This window comes from Variovorax boronicumulans, assembly GCF_030812215.1.
Lineage (GTDB): Bacteria > Pseudomonadota > Gammaproteobacteria > Burkholderiales > Burkholderiaceae_C > Variovorax > Variovorax boronicumulans_C.
This window is the reverse complement of record NZ_JAUSSG010000002.1, coordinates 523281-544254: the sequence shown is the minus strand read 5'-3', so window position 1 is coordinate 544254 and position 20974 is coordinate 523281. Positions and strand designations below refer to the sequence as shown.

At 68.1% G+C, this 20974-nt stretch carries 20 protein-coding genes; 4 read left to right on the top strand and 16 right to left on the bottom strand.

The window, feature by feature from the left end:
* The first annotated feature begins 2 nt into the window (after positions 1 to 2).
* Positions 3 to 905, top strand: coding sequence for a bile acid:sodium symporter family protein (locus tag J2W23_RS08825; RefSeq protein ID WP_176656398.1), 903 nt, complete (start codon positions 3 to 5; stop codon positions 903 to 905).
* Positions 902 to 1879 carry an SDR family oxidoreductase gene (locus J2W23_RS08820; RefSeq protein ID WP_307648428.1) on the top strand — a complete coding sequence of 326 codons (978 nt, stop codon included), beginning with the start codon at positions 902 to 904 and terminating at the stop codon, positions 1877 to 1879. The genes J2W23_RS08825 and J2W23_RS08820 overlap by 4 nt, the downstream gene beginning before the upstream one ends.
* On the opposite strand, the gene J2W23_RS08815 is transcribed toward J2W23_RS08820, so the two are convergent.
* Complete coding sequence (locus J2W23_RS08815) at positions 1866 to 2771, bottom strand: LysR family transcriptional regulator (RefSeq protein WP_307648427.1); 906 nt, start codon at positions 2769 to 2771, stop codon at positions 1866 to 1868. The genes J2W23_RS08820 and J2W23_RS08815 overlap by 14 nt on opposite strands.
* A 101-nt stretch (positions 2772 to 2872) precedes the next feature.
* Between J2W23_RS08815 and J2W23_RS08810 the strand changes: the two genes are divergently transcribed.
* A complete protein-coding gene (locus J2W23_RS08810) occupies positions 2873 to 3634 on the top strand; it encodes a sulfite exporter TauE/SafE family protein (protein ID WP_307648426.1) in 762 nt (253 codons plus the stop codon).
* Between the two features lie 3 nt (positions 3635 to 3637).
* Here J2W23_RS08810 and J2W23_RS08805 read toward each other — a convergent pair whose 3' ends face one another.
* The 11 genes from J2W23_RS08805 to pilQ form a co-directional block, all read right to left on the bottom strand.
* On the bottom strand, positions 3638 to 4126 hold the full coding sequence (locus J2W23_RS08805) for an NUDIX domain-containing protein (protein WP_307648425.1): 489 nt from the start codon (positions 4124 to 4126) through the stop codon (positions 3638 to 3640).
* A complete protein-coding gene (locus J2W23_RS08800) occupies positions 4126 to 4575 on the bottom strand; it encodes a GatB/YqeY domain-containing protein (protein WP_176656403.1) in 450 nt (149 codons plus the stop codon). Before J2W23_RS08800 ends, J2W23_RS08805 begins: the two co-directional genes overlap by 1 nt.
* A 108-nt stretch (positions 4576 to 4683) precedes the next feature.
* Positions 4684 to 4896: a 30S ribosomal protein S21 gene (rpsU, locus tag J2W23_RS08795; RefSeq protein WP_007833691.1), complete on the bottom strand. Its 213-nt coding sequence runs from the start codon at positions 4894 to 4896 to the stop codon at positions 4684 to 4686.
* A 111-nt stretch (positions 4897 to 5007) separates the two neighbouring features.
* Positions 5008 to 6240 carry an NAD(P)/FAD-dependent oxidoreductase gene (locus J2W23_RS08790; protein ID WP_307648424.1) on the bottom strand — a complete coding sequence of 411 codons (1233 nt, stop codon included), beginning with the start codon at positions 6238 to 6240 and terminating at the stop codon, positions 5008 to 5010.
* 5 nt (positions 6241 to 6245) lie between these two features.
* Positions 6246 to 7037 (bottom strand): YaeF family permuted papain-like enzyme, encoded by a 792-nt coding sequence (locus J2W23_RS08785; RefSeq protein ID WP_176656405.1) that lies wholly within the window; start codon positions 7035 to 7037, stop codon positions 6246 to 6248.
* Positions 7034 to 8158 carry a sterol desaturase family protein gene (locus tag J2W23_RS08780; protein ID WP_176656406.1) on the bottom strand — a complete coding sequence of 375 codons (1125 nt, stop codon included), beginning with the start codon at positions 8156 to 8158 and terminating at the stop codon, positions 7034 to 7036. Before J2W23_RS08780 ends, J2W23_RS08785 begins: the two co-directional genes overlap by 4 nt.
* 63 nt (positions 8159 to 8221) lie before the next feature.
* Positions 8222 to 9112, bottom strand: coding sequence for an ABC transporter permease (locus tag J2W23_RS08775; RefSeq protein WP_307648422.1), 891 nt, complete (start codon positions 9110 to 9112; stop codon positions 8222 to 8224).
* An 87-nt stretch (positions 9113 to 9199) separates the two neighbouring features.
* Positions 9200 to 10117 carry an ABC transporter permease gene (locus J2W23_RS08770; protein WP_307648421.1) on the bottom strand — a complete coding sequence of 306 codons (918 nt, stop codon included), beginning with the start codon at positions 10115 to 10117 and terminating at the stop codon, positions 9200 to 9202.
* A 16-nt stretch (positions 10118 to 10133) separates the two neighbouring features.
* Positions 10134 to 11402, bottom strand: a complete 1269-nt coding sequence (locus tag J2W23_RS08765) for an ABC transporter substrate-binding protein (protein WP_176656409.1) — start codon at positions 11400 to 11402, stop codon at positions 10134 to 10136.
* 58 nt (positions 11403 to 11460) lie between these two features.
* Complete coding sequence (locus J2W23_RS08760) at positions 11461 to 12486, bottom strand: ABC transporter ATP-binding protein (RefSeq protein WP_307648420.1); 1026 nt, start codon at positions 12484 to 12486, stop codon at positions 11461 to 11463.
* Between the two features lie 83 nt (positions 12487 to 12569).
* Positions 12570 to 14690, bottom strand: coding sequence for a type IV pilus secretin family protein (gene pilQ / locus J2W23_RS08755; RefSeq protein ID WP_307648419.1), 2121 nt, complete (start codon positions 14688 to 14690; stop codon positions 12570 to 12572).
* A 222-nt stretch (positions 14691 to 14912) separates the two neighbouring features.
* On the opposite strand from pilQ, the gene J2W23_RS08750 reads away from it, so the two are divergent.
* Complete coding sequence (locus tag J2W23_RS08750) at positions 14913 to 15995, top strand: hypothetical protein (protein ID WP_307648418.1); 1083 nt, start codon at positions 14913 to 14915, stop codon at positions 15993 to 15995.
* A gap of 3 nt (positions 15996 to 15998) precedes the next feature.
* On the opposite strand, the gene cobA is transcribed toward J2W23_RS08750, so the two are convergent.
* From cobA to nirD, 4 genes are read right to left on the bottom strand one after another with little or no spacing between them, the layout of a single operon-like run.
* Positions 15999 to 16799, bottom strand: coding sequence for a uroporphyrinogen-III C-methyltransferase (gene cobA / locus J2W23_RS08745; protein WP_307648417.1), 801 nt, complete (start codon positions 16797 to 16799; stop codon positions 15999 to 16001).
* Positions 16796 to 17701, bottom strand: coding sequence for a DNA-binding protein YbiB (gene ybiB, locus J2W23_RS08740; RefSeq protein ID WP_307648416.1), 906 nt, complete (start codon positions 17699 to 17701; stop codon positions 16796 to 16798). The genes cobA and ybiB overlap by 4 nt, the downstream gene beginning before the upstream one ends.
* 47 nt (positions 17702 to 17748) lie before the next feature.
* Positions 17749 to 20553 (bottom strand): nitrate reductase, encoded by a 2805-nt coding sequence (locus tag J2W23_RS08735; RefSeq protein WP_307648508.1) that lies wholly within the window; start codon positions 20551 to 20553, stop codon positions 17749 to 17751.
* A 10-nt stretch (positions 20554 to 20563) separates the two neighbouring features.
* Positions 20564 to 20968 carry a nitrite reductase small subunit NirD gene (nirD, locus tag J2W23_RS08730; protein WP_307648415.1) on the bottom strand — a complete coding sequence of 135 codons (405 nt, stop codon included), beginning with the start codon at positions 20966 to 20968 and terminating at the stop codon, positions 20564 to 20566.
* Positions 20969 to 20974: the final 6 nt, after the last annotated feature.

Below are 20974 nucleotides of genomic sequence, written 5' to 3'. Positions count from 1 at the left end.
CCATGCTGCCCGTCGACGAAATCCGCCTGCACTTCAACCCGGCCTCGCTGGTGCTGCTCAACGTGGTGCTGGGTTTCCTGATGTTCGGCATTGCGCTGGACACGCGCATCGACGACTTCAAGCGCGTGGCGCGCATGCCCGGCGCGATGGCGGTGGGCATCGGTGCGCAGTTCATCGTGCTGCCGGCCGTGACCTTCGTGCTCACGCTCATCCTGAAGCCGGGGCCGAGCATCGCGCTCGGCATGATCCTGGTGGCGTGCTGCCCGCCGGGGAACATCTCGCAGATCCTCACGCACCGGGCGGGCGGCAACGTAGCGCTGTCGGTGTCGATGACGGCGATCTCGAACGCGCTCTCCATTGTGGTCATGCCGCTGAACTTCGCGTTCTGGGGCGGGTTGCATCCGACGGCCTCGGCACTGCTCAAGACGATCGCGCTGGACCCGCTCGACATGCTGGGCCACATCGTGATGATCATCGGCATTCCGTTCGTGCTGGGCGTGGCCTGCGCGCACAAGCTGCCGGGGCTCACGGCGCGCATCAAGAAGCCGGCGCGCATCCTGAGCTTTCTCGCGCTGATCGCATTCATCGTCGGCGCGATCGCGGGCAACTGGCGCTACTTTCTCGACTACGTGGGGTTGGTGCTGATGGCGGTGGTGATCCACGACGCGCTGGCCTTCGGCACGGGCTACCTGTGCGCGCGGCTCTCGGGGCTGGGCGACTACGACAGGCGCGCGGTGTCGATCGAGGTGGGCATCCGCAACGCGGGGCTCGGGCTGGTGCTGATCTTCAGCTTCTTCGGCGGGCTCGGCGGCATGGCGGTGGTGGCTGGCGTGTGGGGCTTCTGGGACATCATCGCGGGTCTCGCGCTCGCAAGCTGGTGGGGGCGCAAGCCCGCGACGCCATGAGCGCGCGCCGCGTGCTCGTGACGGGCGGCGATGGGTTTCTGGGGCGCGGCGTGCTGGCCGCGCTCGCGGGGAAATCGCTGGAAGTTCTCGTGGCCCTCGACGTGCGCGAGGTGCCGGCGGAGCGGCAATTGCCGGGCGTGGTCTATCGCCAGCAGGATGTGCGCGATGCGGGCATAGGCGACACGCTGGCTGAATACGCCATCGACACGGTCGTGCACCTGGCCTCCATCGTCACGCCGGGCAAGGACTCGAATCGCGCCTTCGAGCATTCGGTCGATGTGGGCGGCACGCGCAACGTGCTCGAAGCCTGCGTGGCGCGGGGCGTGCGGCACATCGTGGTGTCGTCCAGCGGCGCGGCCTATGGCTATCACGCGGACAACCCGGCGTGGATCACCGAGTCGCAGCCGCTGCGCGGCAACCCGGTGTTCGCGTATGCCGACCACAAGCGGCAGGCGGAAGAGATGCTCGCGGAGTACCGCACGGCGCACCCTGCGCTCGCGCAGACGGTGCTGCGCATCGGCACCATCCTCGGCGAGCGGGTCGACAACCAGATCACCGCGCTGTTCGAGAAGAAGCGGCTCATCGCGATCCGTGGCAGCGCGAGTCCGTTCGTGTTCGTGTGGGACGAGGATGTGACGGGCGCCATCGCACATGCGCTCGGCGGCGCGCCAGCCGGTTGCTACAACCTCGCGGGCGATGGCGCGCTCACCATCCACGAGATCGCATCGCGCCTGGGCAAGCAGGCGACCGACTGGCCGGCTGGCGTGCTCAAGACGGCGCTCGCGGTGGGTTCGGCATTGGGTGTCAGCCGCTATGGCCCGGAGCAGCTCGACTTTCTGCGCTATCGGCCGGTGCTGCTCAACACGGCGCTGAAGGAGCGCTTCGGCTATGTGCCGCGCAAGACCAGCAGCGAGGCTTTCGATGCCTTCGTCGCGGCGCGGGCGCGGCAGGGGCGGCCGGTCACTTCTTCCTGATTTCTTCCACGGGCGCGATCAGGTGCTCGAGCATGCGCCGGGCATTGATCGGCAGGTCTTCCGACGAGCGCACGCAGGCCATCAGCGTGCGCTCGGCCCAGGTGTCCGCGAGCGAGGCGCGTGCGATCTTCATCGAACGGGCGCAGCGCTCGGCCGCGGTCTGCGGCACGATGCCCACGCCGATGCCGTACTCGACCATGCGGCACACGGCCTCGAAGTTGCGCACGCGCACGCGGTAGGCCAGGTGCTTGCCGAGGGCGCGGACGTGGCCGGTCAGCAGTTGCTGCAGCGCGGTGTCCGCGGGCAGGCCCACGAACTCGTTGTCGACCACCTCGGCCAGGTGCACACGCCGGCGCGTGGCCAGCGCATGGCTGCGCGGCATCACGAGCACGAGGTCGTCGCGGCGGAAGGGGTGGCATTCGAGGCCCTCGCTGTCGATGGCGTCCGAGACGATGCCGATGTCGCACAGGCCCGCGCGCAACGCATCGACGGTGTCGGGACTCGGGCGCTCCTCGAGGTCGACCGAGATGCGCGGATGCTCCGCGAGAAAGCGGCTCAGCACTTCGGGCAGGTGTTCGGTCAGCGCCGAGGTGCCGCACATGAAGCGCACGTGGCCCTTCAGGCCCTGGCCGTATTCGCCGAGCTCACCGCGCAGCCGCTCCATCTGTTGCAGCACGACGCGTGCGTGGTGCAGCAGCGTGCGGCCGGCCTCGGTGGGACGCACGCCCTGCGCGTGGCGGGTGAGCAGCGGGCTGCCGAGCGCGTCTTCCATGCCGCGCACGCGCTGGCTGGCCGAGGCGAGCGTCATGTGCGAGCGCTCCGCGCCGGCCGTGAGGCTGCCGGCCTCGACGACGTGGATGAAGAGCTTGAGGTCGGTGAGATCGAATCGCATGGTGGGCCGCAAGGTAGCACGCCAGCCTCAGTCTGTGCCTGAGGCTGGGTGCGCGAATGCCGCATTTCCAGTTGCGCGCCGGGTCTGCAGACTCGGCGGCAATGACGATTTTTTCCAACGAACTGACGGCGGGCCACTGGGCCGCGGCGGCCGCCGTATTTCTTCTGGCCGGTGTGATCAAGGGCGTGATCGGGCTCGGTCTGCCGACCGTGTCGATGGCGCTGCTCGCGCTGTGGATGCCGCCGGTGCGGGCGGCCGCGCTGCTGATCGTGCCGTCGCTCGTCACCAACATCTGGCAGACCGGGCCGCGTGCGAGCTTCGGGGCTGTGCTGCGGCGCATCGGCGGCATGCAGGCGGGGGTCGTGGTGGGGACGCTGGGCGGGGCGTTGTGGTTCGGCGCGCCGGGCGGTGCCTGGGCGTCGGTGGCGCTCGGCATGGCGCTGGTGGCCTATGCGCTCTGGGGGCTCACGGGGCGACAGCTGCATGCACCCGAGGCGCACGAGTGGTGGCTCGGGCCGCTGGTGGGTGTTGCGACGGGGTTGGTGACGGCGGTGACCGGCGTGTTCGCGGTGCCGGCCGTGCCCTATCTGCAGGCGCTGGGTTTCCAGCGCGATTCGCTGATCCAGGCGATGGGGATTTCGTTCACCACCTCGACCGTGGTGCTGGGCATTGGGCTCGCGGGCAACGGGGGTTATCCGATGGCGGCGGTGGGCAGTTCGGTCGCGATGCTGGTGCCGGCGATCGGCGGCATGGTGATCGGGACGTGGCTGCGGCAGAAGCTGCCGGTGGCGATGTTCAAGCGCTGCTTCCTGGCCGGGCTGGCGCTGCTGGGGGCTTACATGGCGCTGCGCGCCATCGCCTGACCGTCAGGCGTCGGTCGAGGCGGGCAGCAGCAGGGCGGCGCGCACGCGCTCGATGGTCTGGCGATAGGGCAGCGCGAAATCGTCGAGGGCGTCGTCGGCGTCGAGCCAGCGGAAGGAAAACACCAGGCCTTCTTCTTCGGGGCTGCCGGTGGCCATGTGTTCGAAGGTCTCGGGCAGCGGCCCGTCGGCGCGCATCAGGAACAGGTGCCACAGCTGCGGATGGCGGTGCGTGTTGCCCTCGACGCCGGCCTCGCATTCGCGGTCCAGCGTGCCGAGCGGCTGCAGCGCGCCCGTGAAGTCGATGCCCGACTCCTCGAGCAGTTCGCGCCGCACCGCCAACTCGGGCGATTCACCGGGCTCGATGGTGCCCTTGGGCAGTTGCGTGTTGCCGTCCCCGGGGTGGCGGAACACCAGCAGCCGGCCCCGTGCGTCGACCAGGCAGGCGCAGGCCTTGAGGATCGGGTCGGAGGGGCTGGCGCTGCTGTCGCTCATCAGGCGCCCGTCAGTGCGGCCTTGACCGCTGCGCTGACCTGGCCCATGTCGGCCTTGCCGGCCAGGCGGGTCTTGACCACGCCCATCACCTTGCCCATGTCGCCGGGGCCGCTGGCGCCCAGTTCGGCCACGATGGCTTTCACGGCGGCGGTGGTTTCCTCGGCGCTCATGCGCTGGGGCAGGTAGACCTCGAGCACCTTGATCTCGGCGGCTTCCTTGTCGGCGAGGTCGGCGCGGCCGCCGGTGGTGAACGCGGCGATGGAGTCCTTGCGCTGCTTGACCATTTTGTCGACGATGGACACGACCATGGCGTCGTCCAGCTCCACGCGCTCGTCGACTTCCTTCTGCTTCAATGCAGCGAGCAAGAGGCGGATGGTGCCCAGGCGCTCGGAGTCCTTGGCGCGCATCGCCGTCTTCATGTCTTCGGTGATTTGTTCTTTGAGTGTCATGTCAGCCTTTCGGAAAAAACAAAAGCCGCGGCAGGTTTCCCTGGCGCGGCTGGTGCAACGGGGCGCTGGCGAGACTTTCGTCGAGGGCCGGCTGCCCGCAGGTGTTGCTTAGTACAGCTTCTTGGGGAGCTGCATGCTGCGCACGCGCTTGTAGTGGCGCTTGACGGCGGCTGCCTTCTTGCGCTTGCGCTCGGCGGTCGGCTTTTCGTAGAACTCGCGGGCGCGCAGGTCGGTCAGCAGGCCGAGCTTTTCGATGGTGCGCTTGAAGCGACGCAGAGCGACGTCGAAGGGCTCGTTTTCTTTAACGCGGATGGTGGTCATTGATGAATCGTTGAATTGAATTTGGCCTGGGGAGATCGAGGCCCCAAGCCGGGGTTCCTCAACTGAAATCTTTTTGCGGCCGTTGAGGGAAGGCCAAAAGTTAGCCCGCGATTATAGCGCGGTTGCGCAGGCATGGGCACTCGCCCAGGCCCATTGGAAGTTGTATCCGCCCAACCAACCCGTCACATCGACCACTTCGCCGATGAAATAAAGCCCCGGCTGCTTCGATTCCATGGTCTGGGAGGACAGATCGCGGGTGTCGACGCCTCCCGCGGTGACCTCGGCCTTCTTGTAGCCCTCGGTGCCGCTCGGGGTGATCTGCCAGCGGGCGATGCGCTCGGACAGCGCCGCCAGCGCCTTGTCGGCCGCTTCGTTGACGGGCCGCTGCAGCGCCGGATCCTGCCCGACCCAGGCGTCCGCCAGCCGGGAGGGCACCAGCGTGGCCAGTTCGTTGGCGATGCGCTTCTTCGAGCGCAGCTTGGCTTCGCCCAGCGCCTCGGCCACGTCCGTGCCGGGCGCGAAATCGATGGTGAGCGGGGCGCCGGGCTTCCAGTAGCTCGAAATCTGCAGCACCGCCGGACCGGAAAGCCCCCGGTGGGTGAACAGCAGATCTTCGAGAAAAGCCATCTTTTCCTTCTTGGCCCCGGTTTCGATCCGCACCGGCAGCGCGAGCCCGGCCAGTTCGGCATATGGCGCCCAGGCTTCACCGCCGAAAGTCAGCGGCACGAGGGCCGGGCGGGGCGTGACCACGCGCAGGCCGAACTGCTCGGCGATGCGATAGCCGAAGTCGCTGGCGCCAATCTGGGGGATCGACAGGCCGCCGGTCGCAATCACCAGCTTCGGTGTCTCGATGACGCCGCGATCGCTATCAATTCGATAGCTTCCAACGCCCGCTGCATCAGCGGTTGCTGGAGAAAAAGCAATGTCCCCCAGTTTGCACGGCTGCCACCGCGTCACCCCGCCGGCCGCGCATTCCGCCAGCAGCATGTCCACGATCTGCTGCGAGGAACCGTCGCAAAAGAGCTGCCCCTTGTGCTTCTCGTGAAAGGCGATGCCGTGTTTCTGCACCAGGTCGATGAATTGCTGCGGCGCATAGCGCGACAAGGCCGAGCGGCAGAAATTCGGGTTGTCTCCGATGAAGTGGCGCTGCGGCGCGCGCACGTCGAGGTCGCGGTTGGTGAAGTTGGCCCGCCCGCCGCCCGAGATGCGGATCTTCTCGCCGACCTTTTCGCTGTGGTCGACCAAGAGCACCTTGAGCCCGCGCTGGCCCGCCACCCCGGCACAGAACAGCCCGGCCGCACCGGCGCCGACCACGACGACATCGAACTGGAAAGGCGTGCTCAAGACGGTCAAGGCCCATCGGCCGCCAGGATCGGCGGCGCGTTGTACTTCAGGTGCCCGATGTAGCGCAGCGGCTGCGTCGCGGCAATGGAGGGCACGTCGCCCTCGCGCATGTGCAGGAGGTCGGCAGGGCTCACCCAGCGCGGATCGGCCACGGTGATCGGCAGGCCCGCCTGGCGGTAGGCCTCCAGCACGAACTGCGAGCAGAAGAACTGGTCGTCGCGGCTTGCGCCCAACTGCACCATGGCCATGCCGCTGATGCAGAAGTTGCTCACCGACGAAGGAATCAGCGGCAGCTCGCAGAGGCGCCGGTTCAGCACGAAGGGCGCGTTCAGCAACACGCCGGTGGTGTTGTAGCGCGTGCCGACCTGCGAATTGGCCCAGGTGCGCAGCTTCGCGACCCCCGCGTCGTCCAGGCCCGGCACGCGAAAGGCGACCACCATCTGTTCCTCGGCCACCACGTCGGCCAGCGGCCGCGCGCGCACGCCGGTGCCCACGGCTTCGGCGATCAGCCCGTCGCCCAGGTACAGCAGTGCATGGCTCACCGGCGAGAAAGTGCCCAGCCGGATGCCGAAGGAATTGACCGTGGCGATCGAGCTCAGCAGGATGTCGCCGGGCTCCAGCGCGCTGGCCGTGATGAGTTCGCCGCCGTTGCCCGGCGCGATGACCGAGCTCTGTACCCGAAGGCGCAGGCCCGAATCCTTGGAGGGCAGGTCGACCCGGGTGGCGCAGGCCGAGAGCAGCAGCGCGGCACCCGCCGCGGCCACGAGCGCGGCGGCGCGAAGAGCGGCGCGCATCATCCTTTCCAGACGAACGGGAACTTCAACTGCTTGAAGAAGCCGTTGGGCACGTAGTCGCCCAGCACGCCGTATTTTTCGGGCCAGAGCTTGGTGCTCTTCACCGCGGTGCCGAAGATGTAGTCGAGAAAGGCATAGTGCGCCGCGTAGTTCTTGTCGAGCGCCTCGATGTCCTGGCTGTGGTGCCAGTGGTGGAAGTTGGGCGTGACGATGAGGTAGCGCAGCGGCCCGAGCCGCACGCTCACGTTGCAGTGGTTGAACACCGCCTGGAAGCCCACCACCACGATGTAGGCGTCGATCACTTCCTTGCTGAAGCCCAGCACGTAGATCGGCGCGAGCACCAGCGTGCGCGTGATCAAGAGCTCCAGGATGTGCTGGCGCGAGCCGGCCATCCAGTCCATGCTTTTGACGCTGTGGTGCACCGCGTGCAGGCGCCAGAGCACCGGCACCTCGTGGTAGGCGCGGTGCGTCCAGTACTGCACGAGGTCCGCCACAAGAATGATGAGCAGAATGCCGGCCCAGAACGGCAGGTTGCCCACCCAGCCGCGGATGCCGTCGTTGGCAGCCCAGCCGAAGAGCTTGTGCACCATCAGGTTGGTGGCCAGCAGCACGAAGCCCACGATCATGTGGTTCACCACGAAGTGGTGGAAGTCGGTCTGCCACTCTTCGCGGAACACCGGCTGGTCTTTGCGCAGCGCGAACAGCTTCTCGATGAAGATGAAGATCAGCGACGAGCCCAAGAGGTCGAGGATGAACCAGTCCAGGCCGATGTACGGCGTGTTGTCCGCGAAGTCATGCACCGGCACCTTGTGCCCGCCGAGCAGCGCCGAGGCCGCCACCAGAAGAAACGCGGCCGACGAGAGCCAGCGCGAGCGGTTGAAGATGATGTTGACCAGCGAGAGCCCGCCCGAGATGACCAGCGCCGCGAGCAGGATGTAGCGCATCAGGTCGACGTTGTAGCTCTTGCGCAGCTCGGGCGTGGTGAGGTACTGCGGAAAATGGAAGGCCAGCACGCCGAGGAAGCACAGGATGGCCAGGCTGAGGGCAATGGTTCCCGTGACGAGGCCGCGGCCACGCTGCAGTTCGCCGTGGCTCGCCGTGAAGTCGTTCAGTTTGTCGAGCATGTCCGCCTCTCTCTCGCTTGCGTTTTTGTTGGAGCGCGATTTTAGGCGGCTGTAAGAAAACGCTCACATAGGCCGAACGGCACGTCGGCGCAGCAGCGAGGCCGCACCGAGCGCCACCGCCATGACCAGCAGCGAGACGACGGTGGTCACCGTCCCCAGGGCATAGATCGAGGGCGTGGTGACCGTCGAGGTCAGCCCCTGCAGCTCGAGCGGCAGCGTGTTGACGTCGCCGATGGCCTGCGAGGTGCGGGCGATCTCGTCCCACGAGAGCGTGAAGCCGAACATGCCGATGCCCACGACCGAGGGGCCGATCAGCGGCAGCACCACGAAGCGGAAGGTCTGCCAGGGCGTGGCGCCGAGGTCGCGCGCCGCTTCTTCGTACGCCGGGTTGAAGCGGTTGAACACCGCGAACATGATGAGCAGGCCGAAGGGCAGGGTCCACGTCAGGTGGGCGCCGAGGGCGGAGCTGAAGAGGCCGAGCGCGGTGCCGTAGCCTTCGAGCAGCGTGGTCGCGTCCATTGCTGTGAGCATGCTCTTGATCCCGGTATCGAGCAGCCGGAACTGCAGGCCGATGCCCAGCGAAATGATGATCGACGGCATGATCAGGCTCGCCACCGTCACGAAGAAGAGCGCGTTGCCGCCCTTGAGCTTCTTGCGGAACGCGAGCCCGGCCAGCACCGACAGCGCCACGGTGAAGGCCATCACCACCGCGCCCAACGCCAGCGAGCGCCTGAAGGCCGCGCCGATGTCGACCGTGCCGAGGCCCTCGGCCAGCTTGTAGAACCAGTGCAGCGAGACGCCGCGCAGCGGAAAGGTCAGGCCGCCCTCGGGGCCCTGGAAGCTCAGCACGAAGATCGTGATCATCGGGCCGTAGAGGAACAGCACGAACAAGGCGAACACGATGGCCAGGGGCCAGAAGCCGGGGGCGCGCTGCGCGCTGATGGGCGTCTGCATGTCAGTGCCGCCCGGCCGCCCGAAGGCACTGACGCACCCCCTTGGGGGGCAGCGATACGCGAAGCGATGAGCGTGGGGGCGTCATTTCTAGAGTTCCTTGCGAATGTCGACCAGCCGGGTCAATCCCCAGATGATCATCAGCACCACCGCCAGCAGGATCATCGCGTTGGCCGCAGCCAGCGGAAACTGCAGGTACGAGGTCTGCACCTGGATGATCTTGCCGATCGAGGCGATCTGCTGCCCGCCCATCACGCCGATGGTCACGAAGTCGCCCATCACGATGGTGATGACGAAGATCGAGCCGATCAGGATGCCGGTGCGCGACAGCGGCACCACCACGTTCCAGAGCGTCTGCCAACCCGAGGCGCCCGCGTCGTTCGCCGCTTCGAGCAGCGAACGGTCGATGCGCATCATGCTGTTGAAGATCGGCACGATCATGAACATCGTGTAGAGGTGCACGAAGGCCAGCACCACCGAGAAATCGGAGAACAGCAGCCACTCGACCGGCTGGTTCACGAGGCCTGCACCCATCAGCGCCTGGTTGACCAGGCCGTTGCGCCCCAGGAGCGGCACCCACGAGATCATGCGGATCACGTTCGATGTCCAGAAGGGCACGGTGCACAGCACGAACAGCACCGTCTGCATGGTCGAGGAGCGCACATGGAACGCGAGGAAGTACGCGACCGAGAAGCCGACCAGCAGCGTGATGCCCCACACCAGCACGCAGAACTTGAAGGTGCTCAGGTACGTGTTGAGCGTGACGCACAGGTCGCCGTTGTCGGTGAGGTGCGAGCAGCCCTCGAACAGGCTCAGGTAGTTGCGCAGCGTGATCGCGGGGATCAGCTCGTACTCGTTGAAATTCCACAGGCTGACCATCGCGACCAGCGCCAGCGGAATCAAAAAGAACAACAAGAACACCAGCGCGAACGGCGCCGCCTGCCACCACGCCTTCACGGTGTGGAGCGGGTCGGCGGCGGCGGAGGCGCGGGTGGCGGGAGCGCTCACAGGATCGGCGAGGCGGTCAGGCGGCGACGAACTCGTTCCACTTGCGGACCATGTATTCGTTCTCGTCCATCACCGCGTTCCAGCACGCGATGCCGCCCATGCGCTGCTCGTAGCTGCCGCCGTCGCGCACCGCGCCGGCCTTGGCGATCACGTCGCCCTGGGGACTCTTGATGTCCTGCGCGGCGGGCTTGCCTTCCATCCAGTAGGCCCACTCGTAGGCTTCCATCTTGGTCTTGGCGGTGTCCAGCACGGCGCTGTAGTAGCCCTGGCGGTTGAGGTACGCGCCGGCCCAGCCGTCGAGGAACCAGTTGATGAACTCGTAGGCGCCGTCGAGCTTCTTGCCCGAGAGCGTGGCCGGCAGGCCGAAGCCCGAGGCCCAGGCGCGATAGCCTTCCTTGAGCGGCTGGAAGGTGCAGTCGATGCCCTTGCCGCGCACGGCCGTGACGGCAGGCGACCACATCGACTGGATCACCACCTCGCCCGACGCCATGAGGTTGACCGACTCGTTGAAGTCCTTCCACAGCGCGCGGAACTGGCCGGCCTTCTTGGCTTCGATCAGCGTTTTGATCGTGAGGTCGATCTCCGCCTTGGTCATGTTGCCCTTGTCGGCGTACTTGTGGATGCCCTTGGCTTCAACCACCATCGCGGCGTCCATGATGCCGATCGAGGGAATGTTCAAGATGGCGGCCTTGCCCTTGAACTCGGGGTTCAGCAACTCGGCCCACGAGCCGATCGGGCGCTTGATGAGGTCGGGGCGAATGCCCAGCGTGTCGGCGTTGTAGGTGGTCGGAATCAGCGACATGAACTGCGTGGCCGACTTGGCGAAGGCCTTGCTCTTCTCGCCCTCGAGATAGATCACCTTCACGGGCGCCGTGCCCTGGTCGCCGACCTTCTTGCCGGCCACTTCGCCCTTGGTGAAGAGCGAGGTGATCTTGCCGGCGTTCTTCACGCGCTTGGTGTCGATGCCTTTCAGGTTGCCGGTCGGCACGATCTTCTTGAGCGAGAAGAACTCGGTGTCGATCAGGTCGAAGCTGTTGGGTGCGGTCACGGCGCGCTTGGTCACGTCGTCGGTGGTCACGGCCACGTACTGGATCTCGATGCCGGTGTCGGCCTTGAACTTCTCGGCGATGGCCTTGTCCTGGTTCACCGCGGTGCCCAGGTAGCGCAGCACGACCTTTTCCTGTGCATGCACGAAGGGCGCGATGCCCGTGGCCAGGATGCCGGCGGTGCCCTGCAGCAGGGTGCGGCGCTTGACGCCGGTGGACGAGTCGATGGGTTCGGTCATGGCAAGGGTCTCCGTAGAAAGAAGAAGTGGCGAACGAAAGGAAAAAGAAAGGAAGGGGTCACGGGGCCACGGCGAGCGCGCGCGCATCGGCCTCGGCCCACGACAGGCGAACCGCCTCGCCCTGCGCATAGGGGCTCGCAAGAAAGGCGGCTTCGCCCAGCAGCACCGACACGTTCCGGCGCTCCGGCGCGGCGGCTTCCAGCGCCAGGCCGAGCAGCACGTAGGTGCCCTGGTACTCGACGTCGGTGACCGCGGCGGCAAGGCCGTTGGCGTCGGGGCCCGGCGCGATCCGCATGTGGTCGTTGCGCACCGCGATCGGTCCGGCGGGCGTGTCGATCACGTTGTGGCCGCCCATGAAGCGCGCCACGAATTCGTTGACGGGGTGGTTGTAGATCTCGTGCGGCGAGCCGACCTGCTCGATCACGCCGTGGTTCATGACGACCATCGTGTCGGCCAGCGCCATGGCTTCTTCCTGCGAGTGCGTCACGTGCACGAAGGTCAGGCCCAGTTCCTTCTGCCAGCGCCGCAGCTCGGCGCGCATCTGGATGCGCAGGAACGGATCGAGCGCCGACAGCGGTTCGTCCAGCAGCAGCACCCGCGGCTCGGTGATGAGCGCGCGCGCCAGCGCCACGCGCTGCTGCTGCCCGCCGGAGAGTTCGCCGGGCTTGCGCTCGGCCAGGTGGCCCATGGCGACGCGCGCCAGCAGGTCGCGCGCACGCTTCTGGCGCTCGGCCTTGCCGACGCCTTTCATCTTGAGGCTGAAGGCCACGTTGTCGGTGGCCGAGAGGTGCGGGAACAGCGCGAAGCTCTGGAACATCATCGCCGTGCCGCGCGCGGCCGCGGGCAGGTTGGTGATGTTGCGGTTGTCCAGGAGGATGTCGCCGCTGGTGACCGATTCGTGCCCCGCAATCATGCGCAGCGTGGTGCTCTTGCCGCAGCCCGAGGGGCCCAGCAGGCAGCAGTAGCTGCCGCTGGCGATGCGCAGGTCGATGGCATCGACGGCGGCCGGCGTACCGGGGGCGTAGCGCTTGCTGAGCGCGACGATCTCGACCGCGGCGGGCGGAAGCGGGGCGGTGGCGTTCATTGCCGGGCGGAAAACGTGCGGGAGACGGGCATGCACGGTCTAAGCACGCTCCATGCCACATGGGCCCCGGAACGGGGCGGCTGTCAGGGCGCCGCGTTGGTGCGCCCGATCATCTTCGGCGTGATGAACACCAGCATTTCGGTCTTGTTGAGCGCTCGCTCGCGTTTGCGAAACAACGCACCCAGGTAGGGCACTTCGCCCAGCACCGGCACGCGCGATTCGTCGTTGGTCTCGGTCAGTTCGAAGATGCCACCGATCACCACGGTGCCGCCGTTGTCGATCAGCACCTCGGTCTGCACATGCTTGGTGTTGATGGCCGGGCCGGCCGAGGTGTTGACGCCGCGCGCGTCCTTGCTCACGTCGAGCGTGAGGATGATGTTGCCCTCGGGCGTGATCTGCGGCGTCACTTCGAGCTTGAGCACCGCCTTGCGGAACGAGATGGAGGTCGCGCCGCTCGATGTGGCCTGCTGGTACGGAATCTCTTCGCCCTGTTCGATCAGCGCCTTGGTCTGGTCCGCCGTCACCACCCGCGGGCTCGACACCAGCCGGCCCTTGCCCTCGGCCTCCAGCGCCGAGATTTCCAGGTTCAGCATGCGCGTGAAGCTCGAGTTGAAGAGCGACAGCGAGAAGGCCCCCGCGCTGTTGCCGGTGCCGCCCGCGTCGCCGGCCGGCAGGTTCACGAAGTTGCTGTTGGTGAACGAGGTGAAGGCGTTGTCGGTGCCCGTCGGGCTGCTGCCGAAGGAGGCGTTCTTGCCCGTGGCCCCGCCGCCCAGCTTCACGCCGAGCGACTTGCCGAAGGTGTCCGAGGCCTCCACGATGCGCGCCTCGATCAGCACCTGCCGCACCGGCACGTCCAGCTTGCGGATGAGCTCCGTCACCTCGGCCAGGCGGGCGGGCGTGTCGGTGACGAAGAGCTGGTTCGTGCGCACCTCCGCGATCGCGCTGCCGCGCGTGCTCAAGAGGCGCGTGGCCGTGGCGCCGCCGCTGCCGCCACCGCCCGAGTTGGCGCCCGTGCCCGTCAGGCTCTGCACCACCGTCGCCGCCTTGGCATAGTTGAGCTGGAACGACTGCGTGCGCAGCGCCACCAGGTTCTCTACCGTGGCCTGCGCCTCCAGCTCGACCTTTTCCTTGGCGTTGATCTCGTCCTTCGGCGCAATCCAGAGGACGCTGCCGTTCTTTCGCAGCCCCAGGTTCTTCGCCTGCAGGATGACTTCGAGCGCCTGGTCCCACGGCACCTCCTTGAGCCGCAGCGTGAGGGCGCCGGAGACCGAGTCGGAGGTCACCACGTTGAAGCCGGTGAAGTCCGCGATCACCTGCAGCAGCGCGCGCACGTCGACGTTCTGGAAATTGAGCGTGAGCTTCTCTCCGGTGTAGCCGGTGCCCTGCGTGAGCCTGGCCGGATCGGTCTTGCGCGCGCGCACCTCGATGACGAACTGGTCGTCGGTCTGGTAGGCGCTCTGCTCCCAGTCGCCGTGCGCGGTGATCGACAGGCGCACCCGGTCCCCGAGCTGCTGCGCGCTCACCGTGTCGACCGCCGTGCCGAAGTCGGTCACGTCCAGGCGCCGCCGCAGCCCCTCGGGAAGCGACGCCCGCATGAACTCGGCCACCAGCGTCGCGCCCTGGCGCCGCACGTCCACGCCGAGCTGGCTGTTGCCCATGGAAATGAGCACGCGGCCGGCGCCATCGCCGCCGCGGCGGAAATCGATGTCCTGCAGCGGCGTCACCTGGCGCTCCCTGCCTTCGGCGAACGCCGCGTTGGCCGGTGTCTTCGGCTGCTGGCCCGTGCCGGACTGCAGCGAGACCAGCAGCGACCGCCCCTGGATCTCCGCCTGGTAGGTCGCCGCGCGCTGCAGGTTCAGCACCACGCGCGAGCGCTCGCCGGCCTGCACGACGTTGGCGGTGCGCAGGTTGCCGATGTTGAATTCGATGGCCGAGCGCCCGACGGCGTTGGTCACGCCCGGAAAGTCCAGCGCGATGCGTGCCGGCTCCTGCACGACGAAGCCGGTGGGCAGCGCGGCGAGCGGCTCCTTGAAGTCGATGCGCACCAGCTCCGTGTCGCCCCTCGCGGTGCTCGTGACGGCTTCGACGGCGTTCTGCGCATGCGCGGCCATCGCGGCGAGCGAAAGAAGAACCGCAGCGCCGATCCATCGTTTCGGTCGCAGTCGCGTTCGCAGGACGCTCGGCGAGCGCGGGCAAGTCTTCATGGGTTCTCTCCGTGTGGGGCGAGGCGCGAACGACACGCGCGCCCTGCCTGTGACGGATGGATGGTTTCGCCCAATGTGGGAGGAATCTTGCCGAAGCGCGACGGATCGCAACTTGTGTTGCACGGATGCAATGGCGCGCAACGGCGGCTTGTTGCGGCCTCTCCGATTTCTCCGAATTTGCAGGGAACCATCGCGGCTTTCGGATTCCCGTGGAGCGAGCGAATGATGGTGAGTCGATCGATGGTGGCGATGCTTGTCGGTGCGCTGGGCATCGCCTGCGCCGGCTCGGGCGTGAGCGCGAGCCACGCGATGGCGCGGCACGAGGCGATGCCCGAGGCGGCACCTGCATTGCGCAGCGGCGCGCGCCCGTGGTGGTCGGCCTTCGGCAGCGAGACGCTGAACGCGTTGATCGTCGACGCGGGCCGCGGCGCGACTGCCAGCAGCGATCTCGATGCGCCTGCTGCAGAGATCGGCATCTCGGCCGCCTACGTCGCGCTGGTCGTGCAGACGCTGCAGCTGACCTACATCGAGAGCGCGCTCACCGCGGTGCGCCGGCAGTCGCAACTCGTCGCGGCCAGCCCGGCGCTGCACGACGACTTCGCCAGGGAGCTGAAGCGCCGCGAAGCCGGCGCGGCGGCAGCGGTGAAGAAGGTCGAGGCGCAGCGCCAAACGAACTTGGCGTTTCTCGTGGCGCGCTGCGGCCTGTCGGAAGAAGCGTTGAACCAGGCGATCGCCGACGAGGTCGCGCAGCGCAGGCTGCCCCGCTTCGCGGCCTCGCTGCCGCAAGCCGTGCCCACGGCGCTGCTCGCGAACCGCGACGACATCCAGCTGGCGGCGTCGCTCTACGGCATCGAGCCGCGTGCCTTGCTCGCCGGCACCATCGATGCCACCGAAGATGCCGGCGAGAACGATCCGCCTGCCGATGCGGACTTGCCCGGCGCGCCGCTCTTTCCGCAGGTCGTCGCGCAAGGCCGCGCGGAGGTCGCCGAGGCCTTGCGCAGGCTGCAGGCTTCGAACCACATGGCGGCCGACGCGACCCGGCGGACGCACGAGGCGAAAGACGAATTCGAGCGCTCGAAGGCGCAGATGAGCCGCGGGGAAATGTCGGAAGTCCGGATGCTGGAAGACTTCCAGGGCCTGATGCTCGACCAGCAGCGCATGGCCGCGGCCAACGGCGAACTGGCCATCGCCTGGATCGCGCTCGTTGCGAGCCTCGGAAGCCGGACGCCGGTGCTGCTGCGTGGGAGTCCTGTGCCGGAGGCCACCGCTTTCCGCGCGCGGCCCGGGCTCGTCGGGAGTTTCTGAGGGTTAGGTGCCGAAGCGGTCTGCGTCCACCGGCAGCGCAGCCGCGGCCAACCCGCGCAGCACATCGCCCACCACGATCACCGCGGGGCTCGCGAGCCCGGCTTCGGCGATGCGGGCCTGCAGTCCGTCGAGCGTGGTCGCGATGTGGCGCTGGTGCGGCAGGCTCGCGTGCTGCACCACGGCGACCGGCGTGTCGCCGGGCAGGCCTTGCAGCAGCTCGCGCTCGATGCGCGCTGCACCCGACACGCCCATGTAGATCACCAGCGTGAGGCGCGCGTTGTGCGCCATCGCGGCGAGCGCGCGCCAGTCGGTCGGGTCTTCCTGCGCGCCCGCGCCGGTCTTCGCGTGGCCGGTGACGAACACCACGCCTTGCGCATGGTCGCGGTGGGTGAGCGGCACGCCCAACGAGGTCACCGCCGCGAGGCCCGCGGTGATGCCGTTGACCACCGCGCATTCGATGCCGGCTTCGCGCAGGTGCTCCACCTCTTCGCCGCCGCGGCCGAAGATGAACGGATCGCCGCCTTTCAGGCGCACCACGGTGTCGCCTTCGCGCACCGCGGTGATCATCAGCCGCTCGATGAAGGCCTGCGGCGTGCTCTTGCAGCCGCCGCGCTTGCCCACGTGCACGATGCGTGCGCCGGGGCGGGCATAGGCCAGGACTTCGTCGCTCACGAGGTCGTCGACCAGCAGCACCGTGGCGGCCTGGATCGCCTTGACGGCCTTGATGGTCAGCAGTTCCGGGTCGCCGGGGCCGGCGCCCACCAGCGTGCAGCGGCCGGTGATGAGGGTGGATGGGTTGTTCATGCGTGGGATGCCAGTTGCTTGATGTGCCCGACCTGTGCGGCGATGGCTTCGGGCACGGGAAGCTCGCCGTTCAATACGCGTCGCGTGTAGTCGGCCGTGGTGGCGACGTCGATTTCCTTGGGCAGACCGGGCACTTCGGCCGCGGTGCCGCTGGCCTGCGCCTGCAGTTCAGTGCGCACGCCGCGCACGAAGCCGTCGATCTGCGCGGTGCGGCGCGGGTCGGAGACCACTTCGCCTTCGAGGCCGCGCGAGAGCAGGGCGGTGGTGCCCATCAGCTCGAAGGTCTCGGCCATGACGCGGGCGTATTCGGGGTGCGTGTAGCTGGCGACCACCACGGCCGGGCCGGCGGTTGGCTGCATCAGCTTGACCACGCTGTGGCCGGGGTTGCGAAGGCCGACGACGCGGCGCACGTCGAGCAGGCGCTTGAGCGCGGGGTTCAGCAGCTCGGTCGCGGCGAAGCCCACGGTGCCGCTGGCGACGGGACCGATGGCGGCCATGGGCGGCACGTCGAGTGCGGCGAGCACGTTCGAGGCGAGCACGCGTGCCGTCTCGGTGGCGCTGCCGTGCACCAGCACCGGCAGGCCTTCGCGGGCCAGCAGCAACGCCAGCAGCGGGGTGAGCACCGGGAGCTTGCGTGCGCCGTTGTAGCTGGGCAGCACGATGAGCGGGTGGTCGCCGGTGGGAATGTGCTGCAGCCGCGCATGCGTGGCGTCGAGAAAACCGGCCATCTCTTCGGGCGTCTCGCCCTTGATGCGCATCGCGAGGCAGAAGCCGCCGATCTCCAGGTCGGTGACGGTGCCGTCCAGCACCTGGCTGAACAGGTCGGTGGCCTGTTCGCGCGTGAGCGGCTTGGCGCCTCGCGCGCCGCGGCCGATTTCCTTGATGTATTGGCTGATTCCCATGGGTAGGCGGATTGTCCTGCAACGCTTATGCCGGAATGTGAGTCGGCTTATGCCCCCTCGGGGACGGCCTCGGCGGGCGTCATGCGGATCATGCGTTTGAGCTCCGGGATGCACGAGCCGCAGTTCGTGCCGCATTTCAGCGTTCCTTGCAGTGCGGCCAGCCGCTCGTCGGCCGATCCGCCGCAACGGCCCAGCTCGGACTGGATCGCCAGATCGGTCACGTTGAAGCAGGTGCAGACCGGTTTTCCGCGCGACTGCACTGCCAGCGGCGCACGGGCGCCGGGCGAGAGCAGCAGGCGACCGTAGCTCTGCGCCGGCAGTTCTTCCCGCAGCAGCGTGGCGATCCAGGCTTCGGCGCTGGTGTCGCCCGCGAGCAAAAAGGCTTCCAGGCCCGCACTCTGGTCGGCGCGGCGCACCAGCCGCACCGAACGGCGCTGGCCGCGCCGGCGGTCGGCGTAGCGCAGGGTGTCGGGGCTTTGCAGGCCGAGCAGGGTTTCGATCTGTTCGAGCAGCGCATCGGCTGGCGCATCGTGAGCCGCCGCGCGGAACAGGAGGCCGCTGCGCTCGGCGCCCGCCGCGTCCTTGGTGCTGCCCGAGAACGGCACGCAGGTCGCGAACGGAAACATCGCCATCAGCGGCTGCAGCGCGCGGTGCACCGCCAGCACCTCGTCGGTCGGGAGCCAGGCCATCGTGAGCAGCGACCACGGCAGCTCGGCCTTGAGGATCTTCACCGCCGTGTGCTTGAGCTCGGGCTGCTTCGAGGTGGGGCAGTAGGCGGGCGTGGTGAGCGCGTTGATGCCGGCCAGCCGCGTGCCGGTCGACGAGCATCCGCTCAGGTACTCCTCGCCCCAGTGCATCGCGACGAAGGCCTGGCTGAGGCCGATCTCGGTGCTCGCGCGCGCGGGCAACATGATCGAGCCGCGCTTCGAGGTCAGGTGCACCAGGTCGCCTTCGTTGATCTGGCGCCGCGCCATGTCCTGCGGGTTCATCTGCACCACGGGCTCGGCCACATGGCCGAACAGGCGACCCACGGTGCCGGTGCGGCTCATGCCGTGCCACTGGTCGCGCAGGCGCCCGGTGTTGAGCGAGAAGGGGTAGCGCGCCTCGCGGGCCTCGGCCACCGGCGCATAGGGCGTGTCGACGAAGCGGGCGCGGCCGTCGGCCGTGGGGAACACCCCGTCTTCATACAGGCGTGCCCGGCCGCTGCTTTCGCCTTCCTTCAGCGGCCATTGCTGCGGGCCGAGGTCGTCGAGCATCGCGTAGCTCAGGCCCGTGATGTCCAGGTCGCGCCCGCGCGTGGTCTCGCGGTGCTCGTTCCAGACCGATTCGGCGGTGTCGTAGGGAAAGAGCGTGCCCGCACGGCCCAGGCGCTGTTCGAGCCGACGCGCGAAGTCGGTGGCAATCGACCAGTCGTGCCGCGTTTCGCCCGGCGCGGCGATGGCCGGGCGCACGCGCGAGATGCGGCGCTCGCTGTTGGTCACGCTGCCTTCCTTTTCGCCCCAGGTGGTGGCGGGCAGCAGCAGGTCGGCGAAAGCACAGGTGGCGGTGGTGGAGAAGGCCTCCTGCACCACCACGAACTCGGCACGCTCCAGCGCGCGGCGCACCGTGGCCTGGTCGGGCATCGACTGGGCGGGGTTGGTGCAGGCGATCCACAGCGCGCGGATCTCGCCGTCGGCGGCGGCCTGGAACATCTCGACCGCGGTCTTGCCCGGCTTCTCCGGCACCGACGGCACGCCCCAGAGCGCAGCCACCTCGGCGCGGTGCGCGGGATTGGCCAGGTCGCGGTGCGCGCTCAGCAGGTTGGCCAGGCCGCCCACTTCGCGTCCGCCCATCGCATTGGGCTGGCCGGTGAGCGAGAACGGGCCGGCGCCCGGCTTGCCGATCTGGCCGGTGGCCAGGTGCAGGTTGATGAGCGCCGCGTTCTTCGCCGTGCCGCTCGAAGACTGGTTCAGGCCCTGGCAATAGAGGCTCAGCGTGGCGGGCGAGGTGGCGAACAGCCGCGCGGCCGCGAGCAGGTCGTCCTTCGAGATGCCGCAGACCTGCGCCACCTTGTCGGGCGTGCATTCGCGCACCGTGGCCTTCAGCGCGTCGAAGCCGTTGGTGTGCTCGGCGATGTACTTCGCGTCGGTCCAGCCTTCCCACAGCATCAGGTGCAGCATGCCGTGGAACAGCATCACGTCGGTGCCGGGCTGGATCGGCAGGAACAGGTCGGCGATCTCGACCGTGTCGGTGCGGCGCGGATCGGCCACCACGATCTTCATCGCGGGGTTGGCCGCCTTTGCATCCTCGATGCGGCGAAAAAGAATCGGGTGCGCCCACGCCGTGTTGCTGCCCACGATGAACAGGCAGTCGGCGTGCTTCAGGTCGTCGTAGCAGGCCGGCGGCGCATCGGCGCCCAGCGTCTGCTTGTACCCGGCGACCGCGCTGCTCATGCACAGGCGCGAGTTGGTGTCGACGTTGTTGGTGCCGATGAGGCCCTTGGCGAGCTTGTTGAAAACGTAGTAGTCCTCGGTCAGCAGCTGGCCCGAGATGTAGAAGCCAATGGCATCGGGGCCGTGGTCCTGGATGACCTGTGCGAACTTGCCCGCGGCGTTGCCGAGCGCCGCATCCCACGACACGGCCGTGGGCGCCTCGCCCCGCACCAGGCGCTGCAGCGGCTGCAGGAGCCGCGCCTGCCGCGTGACCGGCGCCGTGGCCGTCAGGTGCAGCGTAGAGCCCTTGGTGCAGAGACGCCCGAAGTTGGCCGGGTGGTCGGGGTCGCCGCGCACGCCGGTGATCTGCGCGCCGTCGGATTCGATGATCACGCCGCACCCGACGCCGCAGTACGGACAGGTGGACCGGGTCTCTTGCACCATGAAGGGCTCAGCTTTCTTCCGTGGACAGGATCGCCATCGTGGCGAAGGGCTTCGGCCCGGCGACCGGACGCTCCAGGTCGATGGCGTGCGCCGCAAGTTCGCCCGCGTCGAGGTGCACGACCCCGCCTTCCACCTTCACCGCGAACTTCGGCGTGCAGCCTTCGTCGGGCGACTTGGCGCAGCCGTCGTCCAGCCCGAGGGTCCAGTTGTGCAGCGGGCAGGCCACGCTGGTGCCGAACACGATGCCCTGGCTCAACGGGCCGCCCTTGTGCGGGCAGCGGTCGAGCAGCGCGAAGACCTGGTCCTCGGCATTGCGGAACACGGCGACGTCCACGCCCGCGGGCCGTGCCACGCGGCGCGCGCCGAGCACGGGGATGTCGTCGATGCGGCAGATGGCTTTCCATTCGCTCATGGCGCG

Coding starts and splice junctions, on each gene's coding strand:
- J2W23_RS08825 (WP_176656398.1), top strand. CDS start 3: ATGCTGCCCGTCGACGAAATCCGCCTGCACTTCAACCCGGCCTCGCTG.
- J2W23_RS08820 (WP_307648428.1), top strand. CDS start 902: ATGAGCGCGCGCCGCGTGCTCGTGACGGGCGGCGATGGGTTTCTGGGG.
- J2W23_RS08815 (WP_307648427.1), bottom strand. CDS start 2,771: ATGCGATTCGATCTCACCGACCTCAAGCTCTTCATCCACGTCGTCGAG.
- J2W23_RS08810 (WP_307648426.1), top strand. CDS start 2,873: ATGACGATTTTTTCCAACGAACTGACGGCGGGCCACTGGGCCGCGGCG.
- J2W23_RS08805 (WP_307648425.1), bottom strand. CDS start 4,126: ATGAGCGACAGCAGCGCCAGCCCCTCCGACCCGATCCTCAAGGCCTGC.
- J2W23_RS08800 (WP_176656403.1), bottom strand. CDS start 4,575: ATGACACTCAAAGAACAAATCACCGAAGACATGAAGACGGCGATGCGC.
- rpsU (WP_007833691.1), bottom strand. CDS start 4,896: ATGACCACCATCCGCGTTAAAGAAAACGAGCCCTTCGACGTCGCTCTG.
- J2W23_RS08785 (WP_176656405.1), bottom strand. CDS start 7,037: ATGATGCGCGCCGCTCTTCGCGCCGCCGCGCTCGTGGCCGCGGCGGGT.
- J2W23_RS08780 (WP_176656406.1), bottom strand. CDS start 8,158: ATGCTCGACAAACTGAACGACTTCACGGCGAGCCACGGCGAACTGCAG.
- J2W23_RS08775 (WP_307648422.1), bottom strand. CDS start 9,112: ATGCAGACGCCCATCAGCGCGCAGCGCGCCCCCGGCTTCTGGCCCCTG.
- J2W23_RS08765 (WP_176656409.1), bottom strand. CDS start 11,402: ATGACCGAACCCATCGACTCGTCCACCGGCGTCAAGCGCCGCACCCTG.
- J2W23_RS08760 (WP_307648420.1), bottom strand. CDS start 12,486: ATGAACGCCACCGCCCCGCTTCCGCCCGCCGCGGTCGAGATCGTCGCG.
- pilQ (WP_307648419.1), bottom strand. CDS start 14,690: ATGAAGACTTGCCCGCGCTCGCCGAGCGTCCTGCGAACGCGACTGCGA.
- J2W23_RS08750 (WP_307648418.1), top strand. CDS start 14,913: ATGATGGTGAGTCGATCGATGGTGGCGATGCTTGTCGGTGCGCTGGGC.
- cobA (WP_307648417.1), bottom strand. CDS start 16,799: ATGAACAACCCATCCACCCTCATCACCGGCCGCTGCACGCTGGTGGGC.
- ybiB (WP_307648416.1), bottom strand. CDS start 17,701: ATGGGAATCAGCCAATACATCAAGGAAATCGGCCGCGGCGCGCGAGGC.
- nirD (WP_307648415.1), bottom strand. CDS start 20,968: ATGAGCGAATGGAAAGCCATCTGCCGCATCGACGACATCCCCGTGCTC.